Raw genomic sequence first — 23276 nt, 5'->3', positions numbered from 1 at the left:
ATTCCGGGTGCACGCCCCGGGGCCGCCCGTTAGGCTGCGGCGAAACCAGACCCGAGGATACTTCAGACATGACAGAGACCATGCGTGCAATCGAAATCACCGAACCCGGCGGTCCGGACGTTCTGCAAGGCACCACCCGCCCGCGGCCCCAGCCGAAACACGGTCAGGTCATCATCAAGGTCGCCTATGCCGGGGTGAACCGCCCCGATGCGCTGCAACGCGCGGGCCGCTACGCGCCGCCCGCCACCGCCAGCGATCTGCCGGGGTTGGAGGCCTCGGGCGAGGTGGTCGAAGTCGGGCCGGGGGTGACGACGCTGGCCCCGGGCGATTTGGTCTGCGCCCTGCTGCCCGGCGGCGGCTATGCCGAATATGTCGCCACCCCCGCGGCGCATTGCCTGCCCATTCCCGAAGGCATGGGGCTGAAAGAGGCCGCCTGCCTGCCTGAGACCTTCTTTACCGTCTGGTCGAACCTTTTTATGCGCGGTGGGCTGAAGGCCGGGGAGAAAGTGCTGATCCACGGCGGCTCTTCCGGGATCGGCACCACGGCGATCCAACTGGCGCGCATCTTGGGCGGGCGGGTTTTCGTGACCGCGGGCACCGATAGCAAATGCGCGGCCTGTATGAAGCTGGGGGCCGAGGTGGCGATCAACTACCGGGATACGGATTTCGTCGATGTCGTGCAGGCCGAGGGCGGCGCGGATGTGATCCTCGACATGGTGGGCGGCAGCTATATTAACCGCAACCTCAAGGCTTTGGCCGAGGACGGCAGGCTGGTGCAAATCGCGTTTCTGCAAGGGGCCAAGCAAGAGGTGAACTTCGTCACGCTGATGACCCGCCGCCTGACCATGACCGGATCGACCCTGCGCCCACAGAGCGATTTGGCCAAGGCGCGGATTGCAGAGGAGCTTTTGCAGAATGTCTGGCCCCTGTTGGAGCAGGGCCGCGTCGCGCCGGTGATGGACAGCACCTATGACCTGTCCGAGGCGAATGACGCGCACCGCCGGATGGAAGCCAGCGGCCATATCGGCAAGATCGTCCTGAAGGTGGGCGGTGAACTGCAAGGCGGAGAAGATCAGTAAAACTTGAGACAGTAACGGATTGTTAACCAGTAATTCGTTTACTGAAGGCACGGGTGGCCGGGACGCTGACCACCCGTGTTGGAGAGAGAGCCGAAAGGCATTGAATGCGGGGGAGGAAATTACGCCTCTCCCGCTTTCGCCAGACTATCGGCCCGGTTGGGTCTAGCGCAGAGGGGTGAACAGCGCGTTATCAAGCGTGCAGTCCCGCCGAACGTCCGGCCCGCAGGGGATGAACTCAAGCTCGCGGGACAGGCAGATGCGGGCCTCTTGGATGTGCCCTTGCTTGCAGGTGATGGTGATCCCCCGCGCGGTCAGGTTCGGGTTCGCTTTGAGGAAGGCTTCTTCCACCACCGCGGCGGGGAGGGACACGGTACGGTCGAGCTTGCGAAAGACCTCGGGGCGCTTGATGCGGGCATAGGCCTCCCGCGAGAGGGCAAAGTAATCCGCTGGGTCCAACCCGCTGCAAGAACCGTGTTTCTTCCACTGGTGCCATGCTAAGCCACCGGTGCCCATGATATCGGCCATCGCCCCGGTCTGGGCGCGGCTGGGCGGGCGACGGCCACTTTGGCAATAGGACGGGTATCCCCGTGTGAACTGGGGCCAGAGGCCATGTAGGGTCCAACCGTGGTCTTTCGCGGCGTCGCATTGCGGAGATTGCCGCGCGTCGCCGGTCAATTCGCACCAATTGGGTGACCATGACAGGGACATGACGTAGTAGTCAAATTCACCCGAACGCTCCCCTTCGGCCAGCGTGGCGGTGGGGGCGATCAGCCCGAGGATCAGCAGACAGGCGCGCAGTGGCCGCATTGGGTCTTCCCTTATGACGTTTGAGCCAGTATACAGCCGCCAACTTCCCCGACAATGGAGACCGTTCTGCCAAGCAGGACAGCCTTTCAGGCGACGGGAAAATTGCGTTTTTAGGAGAGTGAAATGGCAAAACCGATTATGGCCAAAGCCACCGCCGTCTGGCTCGTGGACAACACCACCATCAGCTTCAAGCAGATCGCCGATTTCGTCGGCATGCATGAACTCGAAGTGCAGGGCATCGCCGATGGCGACGTGGCGCAGGGGGTGAAGGGTTTTGATCCGGTTGCCAACAACCAGCTGACGCAGGAAGAGATCGACGCGGCGCAGGACAACCCGCTGCACAAGCTGAAGCTCAAGTTCAACGCCGCCGCCGAAGGCGAAGAGAAACGCCGCGGCCCGCGCTATACTCCGCTCAGCAAACGTCAGGACCGCCCGGCGTCGATCCTGTGGCTGGTCAAGTTCCACCCCGAACTGTCCGACGGTCAGGTCAGCAAACTGGTGGGCACCACAAAGCCGACGATCCAAGCGATTCGCGAGCGCACGCATTGGAACATCGCCAACATCCAACCGATCGACCCGGTCGCGCTGGGCCTGTGCAAACAGTCCGAGCTTGACGCCGCCGTGCAAAAGGCTGCCGCGAAAAAGGCCGCCGCGGGCGAGGTGATGAACGACGACGAACGCCGCAAGCTGGTTTCGACCGAGCAGAGCCTCGGCATGGACAGCGAGCCGAAAATCCCCACGGCCATTGAAGGGCTGGAAACCTTCACCCTCTCCGGCAACACCACGGATGACGAGGAAGAAGAGAGCCACACCAAGGGCGATTACTCTGACGCCGACAGCTTCTTCTCGCTGCCCGACAGCACCGATGAAGACGATGAGGACGAAGACAAAGCCAAGGGCTAAGCCCCCTCAAAGCGGTGTGGCGAAAGGAACTTTCGCCGTAAAGATGTGTTAGAATGACAGGGCGTCGGGTATTCCGGCGCCCTGTTTTGCTTTGTAGAAAAGGCGTGGCGCGCCGGGGGATGGATTTGGAAACGGCATTGGACTTGGTGATCTGGGGACTGGCGGGGGTGCTGATACTGGGCAGCCTGCTGCCGCTGAGCAAATTGCCCTTCGGGGCGATCCGCGGGCTGGCCTTTCCTCGGGAACAATTCCTCGGCTTGGCACTGTTGCTGGCAATCGGGTTCGCACTGTCGCAGGGGGTGACGACACCCTCGGGCATGGCCGGGATCGCGTTGATGCTGGGTGTCGCCGCGCTTCACGCACTTTACATCACCAAGTTCACCCCGCTGTGGCGCAAGCAATCCTTGGCGGCCTCGCCCGAGTTGCGCCGCGCGACGGACCGGCATTTCAGCCTGCTGGCCGCCAATGTCAAAATGTCCAACCGCGACTATGGCAAGCTGATCGCATTGGCCGAGGCGCGGGTGCCAGATATCTTCATGGCGATCGAGGTGGATCAGGCGTGGATCAACGCGCTGGATGACGGTCTGGGTAAGAACTACGAGCATCGCGTCGACGTGCCGCTCGACAATGGCTATGGGCTTTGCCTCATGTCGAAACTGCCGCTGTCGGAGGTCGAGGTGCGCGAGTTGGTCACCGAAGAGGTGCCCTCCATCCGCGCCCGTGTTCACCTGCCGGTGGGGGAGGATTTCCGCCTCTACGTCGTCCACCCCGAACCGCCCGTGATCGAACATGACACCAAAGGGCGCGATAGTGAGATCGCCTTGGTCGGTATCGAGGCTGAGAAGGACCCGCTGCCCGCCGTGGTCTCGGGGGATCTGAACGATGTGGCTTGGTCGACCACGACCCGGCGCTTTCAGCGGCTTTCGGGCCTTTTGGACCCGCGGGTGGGGCGCGGCATGTACAACACATTCAGTGCAACAATGCCTTGGATGCGCTGGCCTTTGGACCACCTTTTCCACGATCCGCAGTTTCGTCTGCTAGAGATGGACCGCTTGGACAAGATCGGGTCGGACCACTTCCCGATGTGGTTCGTCCTCGCCATGGCCGAGACCGAAGCCGCCGAGAGCGACCCCGAAGAAACCGACCCCGAAGAAGAGCGGGAAGCCAAGAATATGATCAAAGAAGAACGGAAAAGAGACCGCGATCCCATCGGCAGCGATTGGGAAGACGAGGAAAACTAACAATTTGCCGTAGGGGCAATTTTACCCCTTGTACGAATCCAAAAACGGCGTATGTGGCGCGTTACAGACGCCAACGCACGCGCCTCTGGCCGGTCAGTTCCCACTCTGACTGACCCGCGTTTATGTAGCGACGGTAACGTCTCTTGAAACGACACGCGGGGAACCAGCCCCACCTGCTCTTTGGAGATGACCATGAATGCTACAGTACCCGGCGCCCTGCGCGCCGCACCGTCCTTTCACGCCGACCCGGCTGCGGCCTATATCGCCGCCAACAGCTTTGACAAGCCGACGCTTGTGATCAGCCGTGACCGCGTGGCCGCGCAATATGACGCGCTGCACAAGGGCTTGGGCGACGCGCATATCCACTACGCGGTCAAGGCGAACCCGGCCCCCGAGATCATTCGTCTGCTGGTCAAGAAAGGCTCCGGCTTCGACGCGGCCTCGCGGGCCGAGATTGAGCTGTGCCTGAGCCAAGGGGCGAAGCCCGGGAACATCTCTTTCGGCAACACCATCAAACGCGCTTCGGACATCGCTTTCGCCCATTCGGCGGGGGTGACCCTGTTCGCAGCCGACAGCGAAGCCGAGTTGGACAAGATCGCCGCCCATGCGCCCGGCGCGCGGGTCTATCTGCGGCTGATCGTTGAAAACTCCATGGCCGACTGGCCGCTCAGCCGGAAGTTCGGCTGTGCCGGTTCGGCGCTGCCTGCGCTTGTGAACCATGCGGTGGCCGTGGGTCTTGTGCCATTTGGCCTGTCGTTCCACGTCGGCTCGCAGACCCGCAAGGCGGAGTTCTGGAACCCGGTGTTGGATCAAGTCGCGCCGCTATGGCACGCCGCGCGTGCCGATGGCCATGACCTGCAACTGCTGAACCTCGGCGGCGGTTTCCCGGCCTTCTATGGTGAGGATATCGAGGGCCCCCGCGCTTATGCTGCCGCTGTGATGCGCGCCGTCAAAGCCCGCTTTGGCGATGTCCCGCAGGTGATGGCAGAGCCGGGCCGTGGTCTGGTGGCGGAGGCGGGGCATATCGCCGCCGAAGTCATGCTGGTCAGCCGTAAATCCGCGGACGATCTGCACCGCTGGGTCTATCTGGATATCGGTCGTTTCTCGGGTCTGGCGGAAACTGAGGGCGAAGCGATTCGCTATCAGATCGTCACACCGCATGACGGGGAAGAGACCGGACCCTGCGTTTTGGCCGGCCCATCCTGCGATTCGGCGGATATTCTCTATGAAAAACGCCCGATCCATTTGCCTCTGGCCCTGCGCGATGGCGACAAAGTGATGATTCGTGCTTGCGGAGCCTACACAAGCTCGTACAGTTCGGTCGGGTTCAACGGATTTCCGCCGCTTGATGTGATCGTGCTCTGACAGCACGATCTGCGTCGCCCCGGAAAAGGGCCGTCTGCTTTGGGAGGAGCGGGCGGCCCGCTTTGATTCTGGGGGTTAAAGCGACTTGCGCGCCTGCATCGCGGCGGTGATCGTCCCGTCGTCGAGGTAATCCAACTCCCCGCCGATCGGCACACCTTGGGCGAGCGACGTCAGCCGCACGCGGTCTTCCAATTGATCCGCGATGTAATGCGCCGTGGTCTGCCCGTCGATCGTGGCATTGAGCGCGAGGATCACTTCCGTTACGCCCTCGGTGTCGATCCGGTCCACCAAACGGGGGATGCGCAATTCCTGCGGGCCAATGGCGTCAAGCGCCGAGAGCGTGCCGCCCAGCACATGATAGCGCCCTTTGAACACGCCAGAGCGTTCCATCGCCCAGAGGTCGGCCACGTCTTCGACCACGCAAAGCTCTCCGTTCGCGCGTTTTTCGGAGGTGCAGATATCGCAGATGTCGGCGGTGCCGACGTTGCCGCAGTTCAGACATTCGCGTGCCGTGGCGGCGACGGTCTGCATCAAGTCGGACAGGGGCGTCAGCAAAAGCGCGCGTTTGCGGATCAGGTGCAGCACTGCCCGCCGGGCCGAGCGGGGGCCAAGGCCGGGCAGTTTCGCCATCAGCTCGATCAGGGCGTCAATATCGCGGGTAGAGCTCAAGAATGGCACCTATGGGCGTTGAAAGAGGGGCGGGACCGGCCCGCCCCACCGGGATCAGAAGGGCAGTTTCATGCCCGCGGGAAGGCCCATGCCATCGGTCAGCTTGCTCATCTCGGCCTGCGCACGTTCCGAGGCTTTGCTCTGCGCATCTTTGATGGCGGCGAGGATCAGGTCTTCGACCACTTCCTTTTCGTCTTTGTTGAAGATCGACGGGTCGATGTCGAGACCCTTCAGCTCGCCCTTGGCGGAGCATGTCGCCTTAACGAGGCCCGCACCTGATTCACCTTCGACGGTGATGTTGTGCATCTCCTCTTGCAGTTCGGCCATTTTACCCTGCATTTCCTGCGCTTTTTTCATCATCCCGGCCATATCGCCGAGGCCGCCTAATCCCTTGAGCATCTGGGTCTCCTTGTTGCGTTGTCGTTTATATGTGGCGCGGGGGCCGGGGGATCAACCGTCCTCGAACGGATCCCATTCGTCTTCGACTTCGGGCAGCGCCTCTGCCGTGGCGGCGGCGGCGATGTCTTCTGGGGTGCGGATCGCGGTGATCCGGGCCTTGGGAAACTGCGCCAGCACCGCCTGCATCATCGGGTGGTCCTCGGCCTGTTTTTTCAGCGCCAGTTCACGCGCGTCGCGGACCTGCGCGATGGTCTCGGCCCCGCCCTCGTTCACCAGTGAGACGGCCCAGCGGTTGCCGGTCCAGAGTTGCAGTTTCTGCCCCAGCCGCTGCGCCAGATCGCGCGGCGCGTCGTCGGTGGGGACAAACTCGATGCGGCCCGGCTGGTAGGCGGCAAGCTGCACGCAGGTCTCGACCTCGACCAGCAGTTTCACGTCGCGGTTCACGCGGATCAGTTCGACCACATGTTCGAATGTCGGGAAACGCGCCAGCGCAGCGTTGAGGTCTTGCGCCAGTGCCGTGGTCTGCCCCTGCGGGCCGGGGTTGGAGGCCATCCGCTGCTGCGCCTGTTGCACGGCTTGCGCGCCGGTGCTGCCCTGGGCGGCGCCATTGCCCCCGCCGTTGCCGCCGCCTACGGGGCCGGGGGCCGGGGGCGGGCTGCTGTTTTGCAGCTTGCGCACCAGTTCCTCGGGCGAGGGCAGATCGGCCACATGGGTGAGGCGGATCACGGCCATTTCGGCGGCCATCATCGCGTTAGGCGCGGCTGCGACCTCGTCCAATGCCTTGAGCAGCATCTGCCAGAGCCGCGTCAACACGCGCATCGGTAGGGTCTCGGCCATCTGCTGGCCGCGGGCGCGTTCCTCGGGGGCGATGGTGGGATCTTCGGCGGCATCGGGCGTGATCTTCACGACCGAGACCCAATGGGTGATCTCGGCCAGATCGCGCAGCACCGCCATCGGGTCGGCCCCATCGGCATATTGCGCCGAAAGCTCGGTCAGCGCGGCACCTGCATCGCCGCGCAGCACCATGTCAAAGAGGTCCAGCACTCGGCCACGGTCCGCCAGCCCCAGCATGGCGCGCACCTGTTCGGCCCCGGTCTCGCCTGCGCCGTGGCTGATCGCTTGGTCCAGCAGCGAGGTGGCGTCGCGGGCCGAGCCTTCGGCGGCGCGGGTGATCAGCGCCAGCGCGTCATCGGTGATCTCGGCACTCTCGGCGGTGGCGATCTTGCGCAGGAGCGCGATCATCACCTCGGGCTCGATCCGGCGCAGGTCGAACCGCTGGCAGCGCGACAGAACCGTCACCGGCACCTTGCGGATCTCGGTGGTGGCGAAGATGAATTTGACGTGTTCCGGCGGCTCTTCCAGCGTCTTAAGCAGCGCGTTGAACGCCCCGGTCGAGAGCATGTGCACTTCGTCGATGATATAGACTTTGTACCGGGCCGAGGCGGCGCGGTAATGCACCGAATCGATGATCTCGCGGATGTTGGCGACGCCGGTGTTCGATGCCGCGTCCATCTCCATCACGTCGACATGGCGGCCTTCCATGATGGCGGTGCAATGTTCGCAAACGCCGCAGGGGTCAGTCGTCGGCCCGCCGTTGCCGTCCGGCCCGATGCAGTTCATCCCCTTGGCGATGATCCGCGCCGTCGTCGTCTTGCCGGTGCCGCGAATGCCGGTCATCACAAAGGCCTGCGCGATCCGGTCGGCGGCGAAGGCGTTTTTCAGCGTGCGCACCATGGCGTCTTGGCCAACGAGATCGGCAAAGGTTTCGGGCCGGTATTTGCGGGCCAGAACGCGGTAGGCGGATGTATCTGTCATGGTGCCCCAGATCGGATTCGGTCAAGGCCGTAAACTATGCGCTCCGCGCCGTGGCGTCTACCGTGCTTGCGGAAAGCTCAGAGCATCCAGAGGATCGCGCCGACCCCGGCTGAGGCAAAGGCGAGGATCGCCGCCAGAACCTTCATGCGGCTGTTGGGCTGGGCATTGGCGTGATGGTCGCTCAGCCGCCTTTGGGTTTTCGCCGCCGACGCCTGCGCGGCCCAATAGACGTAGAGCGCGGCTAAGATGAAGACCGAGGCCACGGCTTTCGCCACCCATGTCGGCTCGAACTCACCGAAAACGGCGCGCAGACCGATGGCCACGGCGACGGCGGCCATGCCGGTGCGCATCCAGCCCGCAAAGGTGCGTTCATTGGCGAGAATCGTGCGGTCCTCGGCCCAGTCGGTGCGGTCTTCGGCTAGGTCATTCTTATCACTCATTGAACCAAACTGCGCCTTGCGCGTTCATGTGGCAATAGGCTTTGACAAAACGAGGGACGGTTCATGCGGTTGGGTGGAATTGGGCGGAGCAAGAATGTCATCCGACGCAGTGGAAAGGCCGGCAAGGCGGGGGGGCTTGGGTTGGTCGGCGTCTTGGCAGTAATGGCCATCGGCTATTTCACCGGCATCGACGTGACGCCGCTGTTGACCGGCCAAGGCGGCGGTCAGGTCCAACAGTCCCGCCCGTTGAGCGACAGCGAAGACCCGCAGGTCGATTTCGCCGCCCGTGTGCTCACCACGACCGAGCAGGTCTGGAGCCGTATTTTCCAAGAACAGCTGGGTGAAACCTATACGCCGCCCAAGCTTGTGGTCTTTGAGAATGTGACGCAAAGCGCCTGCGGCGGGGCCTCGGGCGCGACGGGGCCGTTTTACTGTCCGGCGGACAATATGGCCTATCTCGACACCGCGTTTTTCCGCACGTTGGACCAGCGCCTTGGTGCCGGGGGCGATTTCGCGGCGGCCTATGTGATTGCCCATGAGGTCGCGCACCATGTCCAGAACGAGATCGGCGTTCTGCCGCAGGTGGCCCGGATGCGGCAGCAGTCTTCCGAGGTTGAGGCGAATGCCCTGACCGTGCGGCTTGAACTGATGGCCGATTGTTTCTCGGGCATCTGGGCCTCGAACGTCGAAGGACTGATGGAGAAGGGTGACCTTGAAGAGGCGCTGAATGCTGCGCGGATGATCGGGGACGATCATCTGCAGCGGCAGGCCGGTCAGGTGCCGCAGCCGCATACTTTCACCCATGGGACGTCAGAGCAGCGCGCGCGTTGGTTTGAGCGCGGGTTTGAGAGTGGCCAGATTGCGGCCTGCGATACGTTTGAGGCGGATCGGTTGTGAGGTGGTGCCCGTGGTCCCCACGGGCGGGGCATCTCGCCTCTCGAATGCATCATTTATTAAGAGAAGCTACCCCTCTCATCGCTTCTGCGAAGCGACTGCCGGGGCGTCGCATTGCTGCGCAATGCGACGGTGGTGAGAGGCTGATAACGACCCAAGCGGGGCTCGTTACGGCTGCTTCCTTCCGGATCTGACCGGGTTGGCGAGGCGCTTGCCCGCACCAACCTCTCAAGGCCCATATAGGAGGGCATGGAGCGAAGTGCAAGCCTCACAAGCGGATCGCGATTTGGGCGAAGCCCGAGGCGGTCATGCCGCGCGGGGTGGGCGACAGATGGGCGATGTCTTGTAAGAAGGGCAGGGCCTCGGGCGAGGTATAGAGAACCGCCTGCGCCCCCGCCGCATCGAAGAGCCATGGCGGCGCGTCGGACCATGGGCACGCCTGCGGCGTAGCGAGAGCGGCAATCAGCGCGTCTGCCAGCGGGAGCGGGCTGCGCAGGGCGACGTCATCCTTCGCCGTGCGGTCAAACCCGCCGCCCCCCGCCGCGCGGAACTGGCTGGTCGCGAGTAGAAACTTCTGGTCTGGTCTCACCGGTGCCCCTTGCCATGACAGCGCAGTGATCCGCCTGCCGCGGGGGCGACGTGGGTCTATTGCATAGCTGACGCCAAAGATCGTGTCACAGTGGAATGGCGGGCGGCAGGGATCGAGTAACGGACCATCGGCACTGCCGAGCGGCGCAAACACCTCCGCCGCTTTCTCCAGCCGCCGCCGCAAGTCGGCACCGGTGAGGCGCAGCGCCCAGATCGCATTTTGATAGGGGACCAGCCCGGCGATATGTCGGCGTTGCACCGCGCCCGGCGGAATATGCAGGAAATGCCCCGGTCCACCGCGCCCGCCTGCCGTATGTGCTGCCGTGGCCGCGAGGATTGGGAGTTCGCTGTCCGCCGTGCCCGCGACGCCTTGGCGGATCACCTCGGCCTGCGCGCGGGCGCTGAGTGCATCGATGGGGGTGGGCATGGCGAGGGCAAAGTAGTTGTGCAGCGCGGTGTCGGTATGGCCGACCACCTCCTTCAGATGCCTGCGCACGCCGATGTGGCTGACCCGCGCGGCCCTTAGCACCATTGGGTCGGCCAGAGTTTGCGCGCTGTTGTCGCGCAGGTGGCTTTCATGACCCGAAACCGTCCAGGCCCCTCGCGCGTCCCGTTGAAGGGCCAGATCCAGCACCGCCAAGTCAGACCCGCCAAACCCCGGCATCGCAGCAGGGCGGTCGGATAGCGTGCCCGTCTGCGTGTCGACCCCGTCACGCGGGCCATGATCCTCTCCGGGAAAACGAAGGTGGGTGTGGCCGGTGATCACCGCATTGATGCCTTCGATCTGGGCGAGCGCGCAAATGTCTTCCTCGGCGGTGATCTCTTCTTTCTGGGCAATGCCCATATGGGCCAGCAACACGGTCAGGTCGGCCCCCTCCGCCCGCAGCGTTTGGGCGGCAGCACGCAGGCTTTCGAGCGGGCAGGTGATCTCGGCCTCATTCTCCAAAACCTCGCGGTTCCAGATCGCGGTTCGGCCCGGCAGGACCGAAAGCAGGCCCACCCGCAGCCGAGAAGAGGGATGCCCCGCAACGGCAGGCAGCAGACACGAGACGACGGCCCAACGGCGCAGCGGGCCGGGGTCGGTCAGATGCAGATTGGTCGAGATCAACGGCATGTCCAGCGCCCCGGCCACAGCGCGCAGATAGGGCAGCCCATGGTCAAGGTCGTGATTGCCCAAGCCCAGACCGTCATAATGCAGATGGTTCACACAGGCGACGAGCGGATGCGTATGGGTGACCGGCATCTGCGCCAGTTGATCGCCCAAGGCATTGCCCTGCAACAGATCGCCATTGTCGAGCAGGATACAGGCGGCCCCCTGTTCCGCCGCCTCTGCCCGGGCGGTGCGGATCAAGGTGGCGATTCCGGCCAGCCCGTGATGGCCCACCGAACGGTCGCCCACATAGTCATGCCCCACGATCTGCATATGCAGGTCCGTCGTGGCCAGTATGCGCAGACGTGCCTCGGCCGGGATGCCACCCTCAGGGGGAACGACACCGGTCGAGGCATATGTGCTGCGCCTGTTCACCGAAAAGGTAAGTACTCGTTAAATTTTGCAACTTAAAGATGTTTTGATATGACCAGATTTCAACCGATCTGGCAAGGGGGCTTGGGATTGCCATTCTCGCATGCGCCGTGGCATGGCTGGGCAAAACGCCAAAAGCCTGTATCGGGCCTGTATCGGGAGAGCGCCATGCGTCACGCGGAGACGGTAACCTTTGGAGGCTCGGCCCTTGATCGGGCGGGGGAGATACGTGGCAATCCGGAAGCCTTGGCGCAGCTGCGCGCCGACCCGGCGGCCCGGGCGGTGGTCTTTTGGCGCGGCAAGCCGCTGATCGCGCCCGAACGCCCCGCCGCTTTGGCGCGATTGGCGATGGATCACCCCGTCTTGCAAGAGGCCGAAGGCACGGCGATCTTGCTGGGGCGCGAGGATGGGGCGCCGCGCTTTGCGGTGGATATCTCGGGCTGGGAACCCCCCGATCTGGATCAATCGCAACTGGGCGCGTTCCTTGACCCCAGCGAACAGCGCCATCCACTGTTGGGCGATGACATGGCCTTTGCCGAGTTGCGCAGGGTGATGACATGGCTCGATCCGCGCGATGCCGAACTGGCCGCCAGCGGCAAGGCGATCCTCGGCTGGCACGAGACCCACCGCTATTGCGCGCGCTGTGGCAGTGCCACCGATCTGGCGCAGGGCGGCTGGCAGCGGGTCTGCCCCGACTGCGGCGGCGCGCATTTTCCGCGCACCGATCCGGTTGTTATCATGTTGATCACCCACGGCAACTCCGTGCTCATGGGCCGTTCCCCCGGTTGGCCCGAGGGGATATATTCGCTGCTGGCTGGCTTTGTCGAGCCGGGCGAAACGGTAGAGGCCGCCGTGCGGCGGGAGGTTTTTGAAGAAGCGGGCGTGCCGGTCGGCGCGGTGAGTTACCTCTCCAGCCAGCCATGGCCCTTTCCGGCGTCTCTGATGCTGGGCTGCGCAGGCGAGGCGCTGAGCCGGGAGTTGACCATCGATCCGGTTGAGATTGAAGACGCGCTTTGGGTCACCCGCGAAGAGATGATGGATGTTTTCGCCGGAAGCCACCCGCGCCTCTTGCCCGCCCGTCGCGGTGCCATCGCGCATTTCTTGCTGGAAAACTGGCTTGCGGATACACTGACCTAATACACCGTCCTTACGGGCCCGGTCAAAGCGGCGGGGGTGGCAAATGCGAGCAGAAGAATTGGAACGGACCGAATGAAATTCTCCACCAAAGAAGACGTCGAAGCGCCGATCGAGGCGGTCTTTGACATGTTGTGCGATTTTGAAAGCTTTGAGCGGGCGGCGATGCGGCGCGGGGCCGAGGTGCAGCGCGCCGATGCCCTGCATCAGCCCGGCGTCGGGATGACATGGAAGGCGGTCTTCCCCCTGCGCGGAAAGCGGCGCGAGTTGACGCTTGAGATGGTGACCTTTGACCGGCCCAACGAGATGGTGATCGACAGCATGTCGCAGGGGTTGGCGGGGCAGATGTCCTTTGAACTGATGCCCCTGTCGCGCAACAGCACGCGGGTTCTGGTGGCGCTTGAGGTCAAACCGCTGACCCTTTCGGCGCGGCTTTGGGTGCAATCGCTGAAACTGGCCAAGACGACATTGACCAAGAAATACAAAGACCGCGTGGCGGAATATGCCCGTGGAATGGAAGAGCGCTACGCCGGCGGCGTCAAGGTCTGAGCCTGCGCGCCCCGCCTCACATCCCGGTCGGCGCGCCCCGGCCGGGATGGGCGGGGTAGGCGCCGAGAATTTCCAGCTTGTTGGTGAAATACCCCAGTTCATCCAGCGCGCGTTTCACCGCCGGGTCTTCGGGATGACCTTCGATATCGGCGTAGAACTGCGTCGCGGTGAACGACCCGCCGACCATATAGCTTTCCAGTTTGGTCATGTTGACGCCATTGGTCGCAAAGCCCCCCATCGCTTTGTAAAGCGCGGCGGGGATGTTGCGCACCTCAAAGACAAAGGTGGTCAGCATCCGCTCGGCCCGGCGCGAAAGGTCGATCTTGGGCGCCATCAGCAGAAAGCGGGTGGTGTTATGGTCCATATCCTCAATATCGCGGGCCAGCACGGTGAGGCCGTTGATCTCTGCCGCGACCTCGCCTGCCAGCACGCCATCGGTGCTGCCCTCGGTCGCGGCCAGTTCGGCGGCGGCCCCGGCGGAATCGGCGGCGGGCTCAGAGGTGATGCCATGCTGCTGCAAAAAGCTGCGCGCCTGCGGCAAAAGCACCAGATGCGCGCGGACATGTTTGATGTCTTCCAATGCCACGCCGGGGCGGGCCATCAGGGCGATGCGCACCCGCACGAAGGCTTCGCCGATGATATGCAGCCCGCTTTCCGGCAACAGGCGGTGAATGTCGGCCACCCGGCCATAGGTCGTGTTCTCGACCGGTAGCATGGCCAGTTCCGCGCGGCCCTCGTTTACGGCCCGGATCACGCCTTCGAACGATTGGCAGGGCACCGGTTCCATGTCGGGGCAGGCCTGAAGGCAGGCCTCGTGACTATAGGCGCCAAGGGCCCCTTGGAAGGCGATGCGCGGCGTGGTCTGGGCGGTCATGGATCGTATCCTGCTGCAAAAGGCGCGGAGAAGGGCAATTGGTCGCGGTAACTACACCTTGCCTGCGCCAAGGGAAAGCAATAGATACGCGGGCAACGATGCCAAGAACCATGGCCCGCCCATGGTGCCAATACCAAGTGATGGACCCTGACGCATGTTCGATACAATGACCCTGACCAAAATCGCAGCCGGCGTATTCGGCGCCTGGTTGGTACTTCTGCTGGGCAAATGGGCGGGTGAAGAGATTTACCACGCCGACGCACATGGGGAAGCGTCCTATGTCATCGAAGTGGCCGACGCCGGTGGTGACGATGGCGGCGAAGAGATCGATTTTGCAGCCGTGATGGCCGAAGCCGATGCCGACAGCGGGTCGAAAGTGTTCCGCAAATGCGCCGCCTGCCACAAGGTCGACGGGTCCAACGCTGTTGGTCCGCACCTCGACGGTGTCGTCGGTCGCGATATCGCCTCGGTTGACGGTTTTGGCTATTCCGGCGCGCTGACCTCGCTCGAAGGGGATTGGACCCCGGAAGAGCTGAGCGCTTTCTTGGAAAGCCCCAAAGGCTACGCGCCCGGCACCACCATGGGCTTCGCCGGTCTGCGTAAGGTCGAAGACCGCGCCGACGTGATCGCTTACCTGCAAAGCGTTTCCAACTGATATCCCGCGCCATCGCGTGAGAGAAAGCCGCCCTCCGGGGCGGCTTTTGCGTTTGGGCGGGGCGGAACGTCTTATCCCCGGAGGTGTTGGGCCATGAAACGTCCACACCGAAAGGAGACGCGCCATGCAAAGCCACAAAACCACGGTCGATGGAATCGAAATGCGGTGGGAAGAGATGGGGGCGGGGGAACCCGTGATCCTGCTTCACGGCATTCCCACCTGTCCCGCGCTTTGGCGGGATGTCGCGCCCAAGATCACGGGCCGTCGGGTGCTTGCTTGGGAGATGCCGGGCTATGGGGCCTCAATCCCGCAGGGCGAGGGCCGCGATATCTCGGTCGCCAAACAGGCGGACTATCTGGTCGCTTGGATGCGCGATCTGGGCATCACGCGCGCGATCCTCGCGGCGCATGACCTCGGTGGCGGGGTCGCGCAGATTGCGGCGGTGCGTCACCCTGAGATGGTCAGCGGGCTGCTTTTGACCAATGCGATCAGTTATGATTCGTGGCCCGTCCCGCTGGTCAGCGCGGTGGCCAAGACCGGCGGCGTGGCGAAACATGCGCCCGATGGCTCATTCCACCAGTTGCTGAAGATGATGTTCTCGAAAGGGCATGAGACCGACGCCGCCGCCGAGGCGGCCTTTGACGCCCACGCCCCGCATTACGCGCAGCACGGAGAGGCCGAAGCCTTTGTCCGGCAGGCGCAGTCGCTGGACGTGGAAGACACGAAAGCCATCGCGGACAAGCTGCCCACCCTCAACATCCCCGCGCGGATCGTTTGGGGTGCTGCGGATGACTTCCAAAAGATCGAATATGGCGAGCGGTTGGCGAAAGACCTGAATGCGCCCCTGCGCCGGATCGAAGGGGGCAAGCATTTCACGCCCGAGGATCACCCCGAGGTGCTGGCGGATGAGATCAACGCGCTGATCCGCATGGTCGACGGGCAGTGATTGGACGCGGGGCGCCACATCGGGCGCGCCCCGTTTCGACTTTACTAAGCGGCGATCACCGGGGCGGTGGCATTCGCGGCGGCAATCCCGCCGATGTCGCAGCGCCAAGCGGGCAGGCGGATGACGGCGCGGCTTTGGCCCGCTTCCACATGCACCTCGAAATCCCCACCGTGCATTTCGATCAGTTTGCGGGTCAGCGGCAGGCCAAGGCCGAGCCCGCCCTTCGTGCTCCGATGCTCCATCATGCCGCCGACGACGAAGGGTTTGTAAAGCTCGGCCAGATCGACGTGCTCATCGAATGAGCCGTTGTCGATGATCGAAATCTCGATATTGCCCTCGGCGTCCTTGAACGTCTCCAAGGCGATCTCACTGCCGCCATGCAAGACGGAGTTCAACACAAGTGCCGTCACCGCCAATTCGATCTGGTCGCCGTCGATATGCATTTCCTCAAGCGGAAGACTGTCGCGCAGCGTGATGGTCTTGGCCGTCGCATCCGTGGTGGCGAAGTGCAGGGCGGAGACCGATTGCAGAAGGTCGCTCAGGTTGCATTTCCGCTCATTCAGGCGCAGCTCGCCGGTGCTGACATTGCTGTAGGAAATGATCGTCTCGATCAGGGCGCTCAGATGGTCGACAGACCGGCGGGCCGAGCGGATCAGCAGCGGATTGACCCCCTGTTCGGCCTTGGCCTCCAACATGCGCAGACTGCCGAAAAGAACCGTCAGCGGGGTGCGGAGTTCGTGGCCCACCAGCGTCAGGAAAGTGGCTTCTGCGCTGTTGTCGGCCTTTTGCTCGGACGCGTCCGGCTGGCAGCGTTCAAGGGCCGCGACCACCATGCGGCCCATATCTTCCAACAGGGCGATCTGCTTCTCAGAGGGCGCCTCATGCGGTTGCAGGTCCAGCGCGCACAGGCTGCCGAAGCGGTGGCCCGACGACAGGATCAGCGGCACACCGCAGTAATAGCGCGCCTCGGGGCCGCCCTCGGCGACCATGGGGTGACGCGCGAACCGGGGGTCTCTGCTGAGGTCTGGTACCACCAGCGGCGCGTCCGACATGATTGTATGGCTGCAAAACCCGGTATCTTTCGGCATCGGCCCCAGCGGGTAGCCGACCACGGATTTGTACCATTGGGTATCTGCCTCTACGACGCTGATATGCGCGATCGGACAGTCAAGCAGGCGGCGCGTGGCCTCGCAAATGGTGTCGAACAGAGCTTCGTTCTCGGCGGTGAGGCCGGGCACATCGAAAACGGCGCGCAGACGGGCTTCTTCGTTAAAGGGAATCGGGTAGGTTCTCATGTTCGGCTCCAGTTTACGCATCGTTAACCTGAGTGAAGAATCTGTTAACTTTAGGGCGAGAAACGGGCCGGGCCGCGAAGATACAGGGGCGGCGGCTACACATTGTCGCGAGTGGGGGCGGGGGAAACCGCCAATCCGCGGGGCATGCTTTGCGGTGGACCGCCCGTGCGGGGCAACCTTACATATTCGCAACTTGTATCTTGGCGTCGCACAGCGTTAGCCTAGATGACGCCTATCCGGACTACGCCACGCCAAGGAGTGACCTATGCCCCGTGCCCAGACCCGCGCCGCGACCCGTCCTTCGGTCATTGATGACCTGCCGCTCTGGCTCGCGACGCTGACGCTGATGGTGGCGGCCCTGCTGGCCGGTGCCGCCGCGGCACAGGAGCAGAAGATCATCAAAAGCCACGGTTATTCCTTTTACGGCGATCTGACCTATCCGGCGGATTTCGAGCATTTCGCCTATGTGAACCCGGATGCCCCCAAGGGCGGGGAAATCTCGATCCCCTTCGTCGGCACGCTGGATTCGATGAACCCCTATTCCGGCAAGGGCCGCGCGCATCTGTTCTCGATCTTCGGTTTCGAGAGCCTGTTGGGGGAGGCACCCTCGGGCGAGCCGCTGCCGGCGGATGTCTATGGCGAGAGCTACTGCCTGCTCTGCGAAAGCCTCGAATACCCCGAGGACAAGTCCTGGGTCACCTTCCACATGCGCCCCGAGGCGACGTTCTCGGACGGCACGCCGGTGACGGCGCATGACATCGTGTTTTCGCACAACCTGCTGCTGGACGAGGGATTGAAGTCCTACGCCGACGCGGTGCGCAAGCGCATCCCGAAGGTCGAGGCGCTGGATGATCACACGGTCAAATTCCACTTCGCCGACGGCATCTCGCGCCGCAGCTTGATCGAGACGGTGGGCGGCGTGCCCGCATGGCCGAAACATTGGTTCGAGGAAACCGGCAATACCCTCAAGGACAGTTGGATGGACCCGCCCCCCGGATCGGGCGCCTATATGGTCGAAAGCGTCGATCTGACCAAGCGTATCGTGCTGAAACGCAACCCGGACTACTGGGGGAAGGACTTGCCGATCAACCGCGGCCGCATGAACTTCGACCGCATCCGGTTGGAAATCTTCAGCGACGACACCTCGGCTTTCGAGGCCTTCAAGGCTGGCGAATACACCTTCCGCGCCGAGGGGGATTCCAAGAAATGGGCCACGGGCTATGACTTCTCCAAGGTGAGCGACGGTGCCATCGTCAAAGCCGAACTGCCCGACGGCTCGCCGCCCACGCCTTCGGGCATCATCTTCAACTTAGGCCGCGAGACGCTGCAGGACCGCCGCGTACGCGAGACCGTGGCGCTGATGTTCAACTTCGAGTGGACCAACGAGTCGCTGCAATACGGGCTGTTCAACCACCGCGCCTCCTTCACGCAGGACACGCCGCTGATGGCGCAGGGCGCGCCCGAGGGGGCCGAGCTGGCGCTTCTGGAAAGCCTCGGCGATCTGGTGCCGGACGCGTTGCTGACCGAGCCCGCCGTGGTGCCGCATAGCTCCGACCCCGCGCGCCTGTTGGACCGTCGCAACGCGCGCCGCGCCTCCAAGCTGCTGGAAGAGGCCGGCTGGACCGTGCAGAACGGCATGCGCGTGAACGAGGCAGGCGAGCCCCTGCGGCTGAACTTCCTGATGAACTCCGCCGGGTCGCCGACAATCTCCGCGGTCATCGAGAATTTCGTGAATAACCTCACGTCCATCGGCATCGACGCCCGGCTCGAGAAGGTGGACAGTTCGCAATACACCGCCCGCGAGCGCGACCGCGACTACGACATGATCTATGACGCCTATGCCGCCTTCCTCGGCACCGGCACCGGTCTGGCACAGCGCTACGGCTCCGAGGCGGCGGAATTCTCGCTCTTCAACCCGGCAGGCCTCGCCAGCCCGCTGGTGGACGCGATCATCGACGCCTCCTTGAATGCGGAGACAGCCGAGGAAGAAGACGCCGCCCTCATGGCCCTCGACCGGGCGCTGCGGCACGAGTTCTTCATGATCCCGACGTGGTACAACGACAGCTACTGGGTGGCCTATTACGACCAATACGACCACCCCGAGATCCCGCCCTATGCCTTGGGATACCTCGATTTCTGGTGGTACGACGAAGAGGCCGCCCAGCAGTTGCGCGCCTCGGGCGCCTTGCGGTAAGGCGACCAAATGGGAGCCTATATCCTCAGACGGCTTTTGCTGGTGATCCCGACGTTGTTCGGCATCATGCTGGTCAATTTCGCGCTGGTGCAATTCGTGCCCGGTGGCCCGGTGGAACAGGCCATCGCCCGGATTCAGGGCGGCGGTGACGTCTTCGGCGGTTTCGCCGGGGGCAACAACGATGCCGGGGTCGATACCATGGCCCGCGGGTCCGACAGCACCTATGTCGGCGCACGCGGCTTGCCGCCCGAGTTGATCGAGGAATTGGAGAAGGAATTCGGCTTCGACAAGCCCCCCGTGGAGCGGTTCTTTCACATGCTGTGGAACTACATGCGGCTGGACTTCGGCGAGAGCTATTTCCGCGCCATCAGCGTGATCGACCTGATCAAGGAAAAGCTGCCGGTCTCGATCACGCTGGGGCTCTGGTCGACGCTGATCGCGCATCTGGTCTCGATCCCCTTGGGCATCCGCAAGGCGGTGCGCGACGGCAGCCGGTTCGACACATGGACCTCGGGTGCGATCATCGCGGCCTATGCGATCCCCGGGTTCCTTTTCGCCATCCTGTTGCTGGTGCTCTTTGCCGGCGGCTCCTATTGGCAGATCTTCCCGCTGCGCGGGTTGACCTCGGATAATTTCGACAGCCTCAGTCCCTTGGGCAAGGTGGCCGATTATTTCTGGCACATCACCCTGCCGGTGCTGGCCTCCACGATCTCGGCCTTTGCCACGCTGACGCTGCTGACCAAGAACAGCTTTCTGGACGAGATCAAAAAGCAATATGTCATCACCGCCCGCGCCAAGGGCCTGTCCGAGAGCAAGGTTCTCTACGGCCATGTCTTCCGCAACGCGATGCTGATCGTGATCGCCAGTTTCCCGGCGGTCTTCATCTCGGTCTTCTTTGGCGGGTCGATCATCATCGAGACGATCTTCAGCCTCGACGGGTTGGGGCGCTTGGGCTTTGAGGCGGCGGTGGCGCGGGATTATCCGATCGTCTTCGGCACGCTCTTCATCTTCGGCCTGATCGGCCTTGTCGTCGGCATCCTGTCGGACCTGATGTATGTGCTCGTCGACCCGCGCATCGACTTCGAGAAGAGGGAAGGCTGATGGCGCTCTCTCCGCTAAACCAGCGCCGCTGGCGCAATTTCACCGCGAACCGGCGCGCCTATTGGTCGCTGTGGATCTTCGCGATCCTGTTCGGGATTTCGCTGCTGGCCGAGTTCGTAGCCAACGACAAGCCGATCCTTGTCAGCTACCGCGGCGAATATTACACGCCGATCTTCAACTTCTATCCTGAGACCGCCTTCGGCGGCGACTTCCAGACTGAGGCCGCCTACCGCGATCCCGAGGTGCAATGCCTCATTGCCACCGGCGGGCTGGACCTCTGTTTCGACGATCCGGAGGGTTACATCCTCGACGCCGAGGACGGCGAGATCGAGGGCGAGGCGATCGAGACAGGTTGGGCGCTCTGGCCCGTCATTCCCTATTCCTACGACACCGCCGTGGACCGCCCCGGTGCCGCACCCCTGCCGCCCAACGGGCAGAACTGGCTGGGGACCGATGGCACCAAGCGCGACGTCATGGCCCGCGTGATCCACGGCTTCCGCCTGTCGGTGGTCTTTACCCTGATCGTGACCGGGGCGGCCTCGCTTATCGGTATCCTCGCGGGCGCGGTGCAGGGGTTCTTCGGCGGCTGGCTCGACCTCATTTTCCAGCGCATCATCGAGATCTGGTCCTCGACCCCGTCGCTCTACGTCATCATCATCATGTTCGCCATTCTTGGCCGAAGTTTCTGGCTTCTGGTCGTGCTGCTGGTGCTGTTTTCGTGGACCGCGCTGGTGGGCGTGGTGCGGGCCGAGTTCCTGCGTGCGCGCAACCTCGAATACGTTCGTGCGGCCCGGGCACTCGGCGTCGGCAACGGCACGATCATGCTGCGCCACATGCTGCCCAACGCCATGGTGGCGACGCTGACCATGCTGCCCTTCATCATCACTGGCACGATCTCCACGCTGGCGACGCTCGACTTCCTCGGCTTCGGCCTGCCGTCCTCGGCCCCCTCGCTGGGTGAGTTGACGCTGCAGGCCAAGCAGAACCTTCAGGCGCCGTGGCTCGCCTTCTCGGCCTTCTTCACCTTTGCCATCATGCTGTCGCTTCTGGTCTTCATCTTCGAGGGCATCCGCGACGCATTCGATCCTAGAAAGACCTTCTCGTGACTGCATTGTTGGATGTCAAAGACCTGCAAGTCTCCTTCCGGCAGGACGGGCAGCTGATCCCGGCGGTGCGCGGGGTGAGCTTTGCCGTCAACCGGGGCGAGACGGTGGCGCTGGTGGGCGAGAGCGGCTCGGGCAAATCGGTCTCGGCGCTGTCGACCGTGTCGCTGTTGGGCGAGAGTGCGGAGGTGAGCGGATCGGTCACCTACAACGGCCAGCAGATGATCGGCGCCGAGGACAAGCTGTTGCGCGACGTGCGCGGCAACGACATTTCCTTCATCTTCCAAGAGCCGATGACCTCGCTCAACCCGCTGCACACGATCGAGAAGCAATTGGCGGAATCGCTGGCGTTGCATCAGGGGTTGCAGGGAGAGGCGGCGCGGGGGCGGGTGCTGGAACTGCTCCAGCAGGTCGGCATCAACGACGCGGAAAGCCGCATGGGCGCCTATCCACACCAGTTGTCAGGCGGGCAGCGGCAGCGCGTGATGATCGCCATGGCACTGGCCAACAAGCCCGACATCCTGATCGCGGACGAGCCGACGACGGCGCTCGACGTGACCATTCAGGCGCAGATCCTCGACCTGTTGAAGGATTTGAAAGACGAGATGGGCATGGGGCTTTTGTTCATCACCCATGACCTTGGCATCGTGCGGCGCATCGCTGACCGGGTTTTCGTCATGCAAAAGGGGCTGGTGGTAGAGGAAGGCCCGACGGCGGAGATTTTCGACAATCCGCAGCACCCCTACACGCGCAAACTGCTCGGCGCCGAGCCCACCGGTGCGCCCGCGCCCGTGGCCGAGGATGCGCCCGAAGTGCTGCGCACCGACAACCTCAAGGTCTGGTTCCCGATCCAGAAGGGCCTGCTGCGCCGCACCGTGGGCCATGTGAAGGCGGTCAACGACATCAGCCTGTCGATCCGCGCGGGCGAGACCCTGGGCGTCGTCGGTGAAAGCGGCTCGGGCAAGACCACGGCGGCGCTGGCGATCATGCGGCTCATCGGCTCCGAAGGGGAGGTGACCTTTCGCGGCGAGGACCTGCGCAAATGGTCCACCAAGAAGCTGCGCCGGCTGCGCGCCGACATGCAGATCGTCTTTCAGGACCCCTTCGGCTCGCTCAGCCCGCGGATGACCTGTTTTCAGATCATCAGTGAGGGGCTGGCGATCCACAAGATCGACAAGGGGCGGGACAAGCGCGAATTGGTGGCCGAGGTGATGGCCGAGGTCGGGCTCGATCCCGCCACGATGGACCGCTACCCGCATGAGTTTTCCGGCGGTCAACGCCAGCGCATCGCTATCGCCCGCGCCATGGTGCTGCGCCCGAAACTGCTGGTTCTGGACGAGCCGACCTCGGCACTGGACATGACCGTGCAGGTGCAGATCGTTGATCTTCTGCGGGATTTGCAGGCGAAATACGGGCTGGCCTATCTCTTCATCAGTCACGATCTGAAGGTGGTGCGGGCGATGTCGCACAAAGTGATGGTGATGAAACGCGGTGACGTGGTGGAATATGGGGACGTCGACGCGCTTTATGACAATCCGCAGACGGAATACACGCGGAACCTGTTGCAGGCGGCAGGGTAAGCGGGCGTTGCATTTGCGGAGAGGGTAGGGGGGCGCTGCCCCCATCGCGCCGGGGGCGCGATTCCCCCGCGGTATTTTTAAAAGGATGAAGTTGGTTTGGGCGGGGCTTTGGCCGCCCGGTGG

General features: G+C 63.4%; 21 protein-coding genes and 1 other RNA gene. 13 read left to right on the top strand and 9 right to left on the bottom strand.

The features are described from left to right. Positions 1-68 precede the first annotated feature (68 nt). Positions 69-1079, top strand: a complete 1011-nt coding sequence (locus ACGYLA_RS00430) for an NAD(P)H-quinone oxidoreductase (protein WP_394429433.1) — start codon at positions 69-71, stop codon at positions 1077-1079. A 162-nt stretch (positions 1080-1241) separates the two neighbouring features. On the opposite strand, the gene ACGYLA_RS00425 is transcribed toward ACGYLA_RS00430, so the two are convergent. Next, positions 1242-1886: a ribonuclease T gene (locus tag ACGYLA_RS00425; RefSeq protein WP_394429431.1), complete on the bottom strand. Its 645-nt coding sequence runs from the start codon at positions 1884-1886 to the stop codon at positions 1242-1244. A gap of 123 nt (positions 1887-2009) precedes the next feature. Here ACGYLA_RS00425 and ACGYLA_RS00420 point away from each other — a divergent pair, with 123 nt between their 5' ends. The 3 genes from ACGYLA_RS00420 (at position 2010) to ACGYLA_RS00410 (ending at position 5395) form a co-directional block, all read left to right on the top strand. Further along, positions 2010-2789, top strand: coding sequence for a DUF1013 domain-containing protein (locus tag ACGYLA_RS00420; RefSeq protein WP_394418402.1), 780 nt, complete (start codon positions 2010-2012; stop codon positions 2787-2789). Positions 2790-2908: 119 nt separating this feature from the next. Beyond that, positions 2909-4030, top strand: a complete 1122-nt coding sequence (locus ACGYLA_RS00415; protein ID WP_394429429.1) for an endonuclease/exonuclease/phosphatase family protein — start codon at positions 2909-2911, stop codon at positions 4028-4030. A gap of 186 nt (positions 4031-4216) precedes the next feature. After that, complete coding sequence (locus ACGYLA_RS00410) at positions 4217-5395, top strand: type III PLP-dependent enzyme (RefSeq protein WP_394429427.1); 1179 nt, start codon at positions 4217-4219, stop codon at positions 5393-5395. A 75-nt stretch (positions 5396-5470) separates the two neighbouring features. Here ACGYLA_RS00410 and recR read toward each other — a convergent pair whose 3' ends face one another. From recR to ACGYLA_RS00390, 4 genes are all read right to left on the bottom strand, one after another. Then, complete coding sequence (gene recR / locus ACGYLA_RS00405) at positions 5471-6064, bottom strand: recombination mediator RecR (protein WP_067268574.1); 594 nt, start codon at positions 6062-6064, stop codon at positions 5471-5473. Positions 6065-6118: 54 nt separating this feature from the next. Then, complete coding sequence (locus tag ACGYLA_RS00400; RefSeq protein ID WP_394429425.1) at positions 6119-6463, bottom strand: YbaB/EbfC family nucleoid-associated protein; 345 nt, start codon at positions 6461-6463, stop codon at positions 6119-6121. A 51-nt stretch (positions 6464-6514) separates the two neighbouring features. Further along, positions 6515-8278 carry a DNA polymerase III subunit gamma/tau gene (locus tag ACGYLA_RS00395; RefSeq protein WP_394429423.1) on the bottom strand — a complete coding sequence of 588 codons (1764 nt, stop codon included), beginning with the start codon at positions 8276-8278 and terminating at the stop codon, positions 6515-6517. A 77-nt stretch (positions 8279-8355) separates the two neighbouring features. Further along, positions 8356-8718 carry a YidH family protein gene (locus ACGYLA_RS00390; protein ID WP_394411230.1) on the bottom strand — a complete coding sequence of 121 codons (363 nt, stop codon included), beginning with the start codon at positions 8716-8718 and terminating at the stop codon, positions 8356-8358. A gap of 63 nt (positions 8719-8781) precedes the next feature. Between ACGYLA_RS00390 and ACGYLA_RS00385 the strand changes: the two genes are divergently transcribed. Then, entirely contained in the window at positions 8782-9615 is an 834-nt protein-coding gene (locus ACGYLA_RS00385; protein ID WP_394429421.1) for a neutral zinc metallopeptidase, read from the top strand. Positions 9616-9745: 130 nt separating this feature from the next. On the opposite strand, the gene ffs is transcribed toward ACGYLA_RS00385, so the two are convergent. Then, an RNA gene (ffs, locus tag ACGYLA_RS00380) (signal recognition particle sRNA small type) lies at positions 9746-9843 on the bottom strand. Positions 9844-9880: 37 nt separating this feature from the next. Then, entirely contained in the window at positions 9881-11725 is a 1845-nt protein-coding gene (locus tag ACGYLA_RS00375; RefSeq protein WP_394429419.1) for a 5'-nucleotidase C-terminal domain-containing protein, read from the bottom strand. 165 nt (positions 11726-11890) lie between these two features. Here ACGYLA_RS00375 and nudC point away from each other — a divergent pair, with 165 nt between their 5' ends. Together nudC and ACGYLA_RS00365 are read left to right on the top strand one after the other, a co-directional pair. After that, complete coding sequence (gene nudC / locus ACGYLA_RS00370; protein WP_394429417.1) at positions 11891-12859, top strand: NAD(+) diphosphatase; 969 nt, start codon at positions 11891-11893, stop codon at positions 12857-12859. 72 nt (positions 12860-12931) lie between these two features. Beyond that, positions 12932-13405 (top strand): SRPBCC family protein, encoded by a 474-nt coding sequence (locus tag ACGYLA_RS00365; RefSeq protein ID WP_271688363.1) that lies wholly within the window; start codon positions 12932-12934, stop codon positions 13403-13405. Positions 13406-13421: 16 nt separating this feature from the next. On the opposite strand, the gene ACGYLA_RS00360 is transcribed toward ACGYLA_RS00365, so the two are convergent. Further along, entirely contained in the window at positions 13422-14279 is an 858-nt protein-coding gene (locus ACGYLA_RS00360; protein ID WP_209216552.1) for a prephenate dehydratase, read from the bottom strand. Positions 14280-14433: 154 nt separating this feature from the next. Here ACGYLA_RS00360 and ACGYLA_RS00355 point away from each other — a divergent pair, with 154 nt between their 5' ends. Together ACGYLA_RS00355 and ACGYLA_RS00350 are read left to right on the top strand one after the other, a co-directional pair. Continuing rightward, a complete protein-coding gene (locus ACGYLA_RS00355; RefSeq protein ID WP_271688362.1) occupies positions 14434-14934 on the top strand; it encodes a cytochrome c family protein in 501 nt (166 codons plus the stop codon). A gap of 124 nt (positions 14935-15058) precedes the next feature. Further along, on the top strand, positions 15059-15880 hold the full coding sequence (locus ACGYLA_RS00350) for an alpha/beta fold hydrolase (protein ID WP_394429415.1): 822 nt from the start codon (positions 15059-15061) through the stop codon (positions 15878-15880). Positions 15881-15924: 44 nt separating this feature from the next. Here the strand turns inward: ACGYLA_RS00350 and ACGYLA_RS00345 are convergent, their stop codons facing one another. Then, positions 15925-17175 carry a GAF domain-containing protein gene (locus tag ACGYLA_RS00345; RefSeq protein ID WP_394429413.1) on the bottom strand — a complete coding sequence of 417 codons (1251 nt, stop codon included), beginning with the start codon at positions 17173-17175 and terminating at the stop codon, positions 15925-15927. Positions 17176-17440: 265 nt separating this feature from the next. On the opposite strand from ACGYLA_RS00345, the gene ACGYLA_RS00340 reads away from it, so the two are divergent. From ACGYLA_RS00340 to ACGYLA_RS00325, 4 genes are read left to right on the top strand one after another with little or no spacing between them, the layout of a single operon-like run. Then, positions 17441-19369, top strand: coding sequence for an extracellular solute-binding protein (locus ACGYLA_RS00340; protein WP_394429411.1), 1929 nt, complete (start codon positions 17441-17443; stop codon positions 19367-19369). Positions 19370-19378: 9 nt separating this feature from the next. Further along, positions 19379-20470, top strand: a complete 1092-nt coding sequence (locus tag ACGYLA_RS00335) for a microcin C ABC transporter permease YejB (RefSeq protein ID WP_067268603.1) — start codon at positions 19379-19381, stop codon at positions 20468-20470. Further along, positions 20470-21576 carry an ABC transporter permease gene (locus ACGYLA_RS00330; protein ID WP_394429409.1) on the top strand — a complete coding sequence of 369 codons (1107 nt, stop codon included), beginning with the start codon at positions 20470-20472 and terminating at the stop codon, positions 21574-21576. Before ACGYLA_RS00335 ends, ACGYLA_RS00330 begins: the two co-directional genes overlap by 1 nt. Beyond that, positions 21573-23153 (top strand): ABC transporter ATP-binding protein, encoded by a 1581-nt coding sequence (locus ACGYLA_RS00325; RefSeq protein ID WP_394429407.1) that lies wholly within the window; start codon positions 21573-21575, stop codon positions 23151-23153. The genes ACGYLA_RS00330 and ACGYLA_RS00325 overlap by 4 nt, the downstream gene beginning before the upstream one ends. The last annotated feature ends 123 nt before the right edge of the window (positions 23154-23276 follow it).

The organism is Sulfitobacter sp. 1A13679 (assembly GCF_043557115.1).
GTDB lineage: Bacteria > Pseudomonadota > Alphaproteobacteria > Rhodobacterales > Rhodobacteraceae > Sulfitobacter > Sulfitobacter faviae.
Note: the sequence above shows the minus strand (reverse complement) of the source record. Positions and strands in the feature narration are given on the sequence as shown.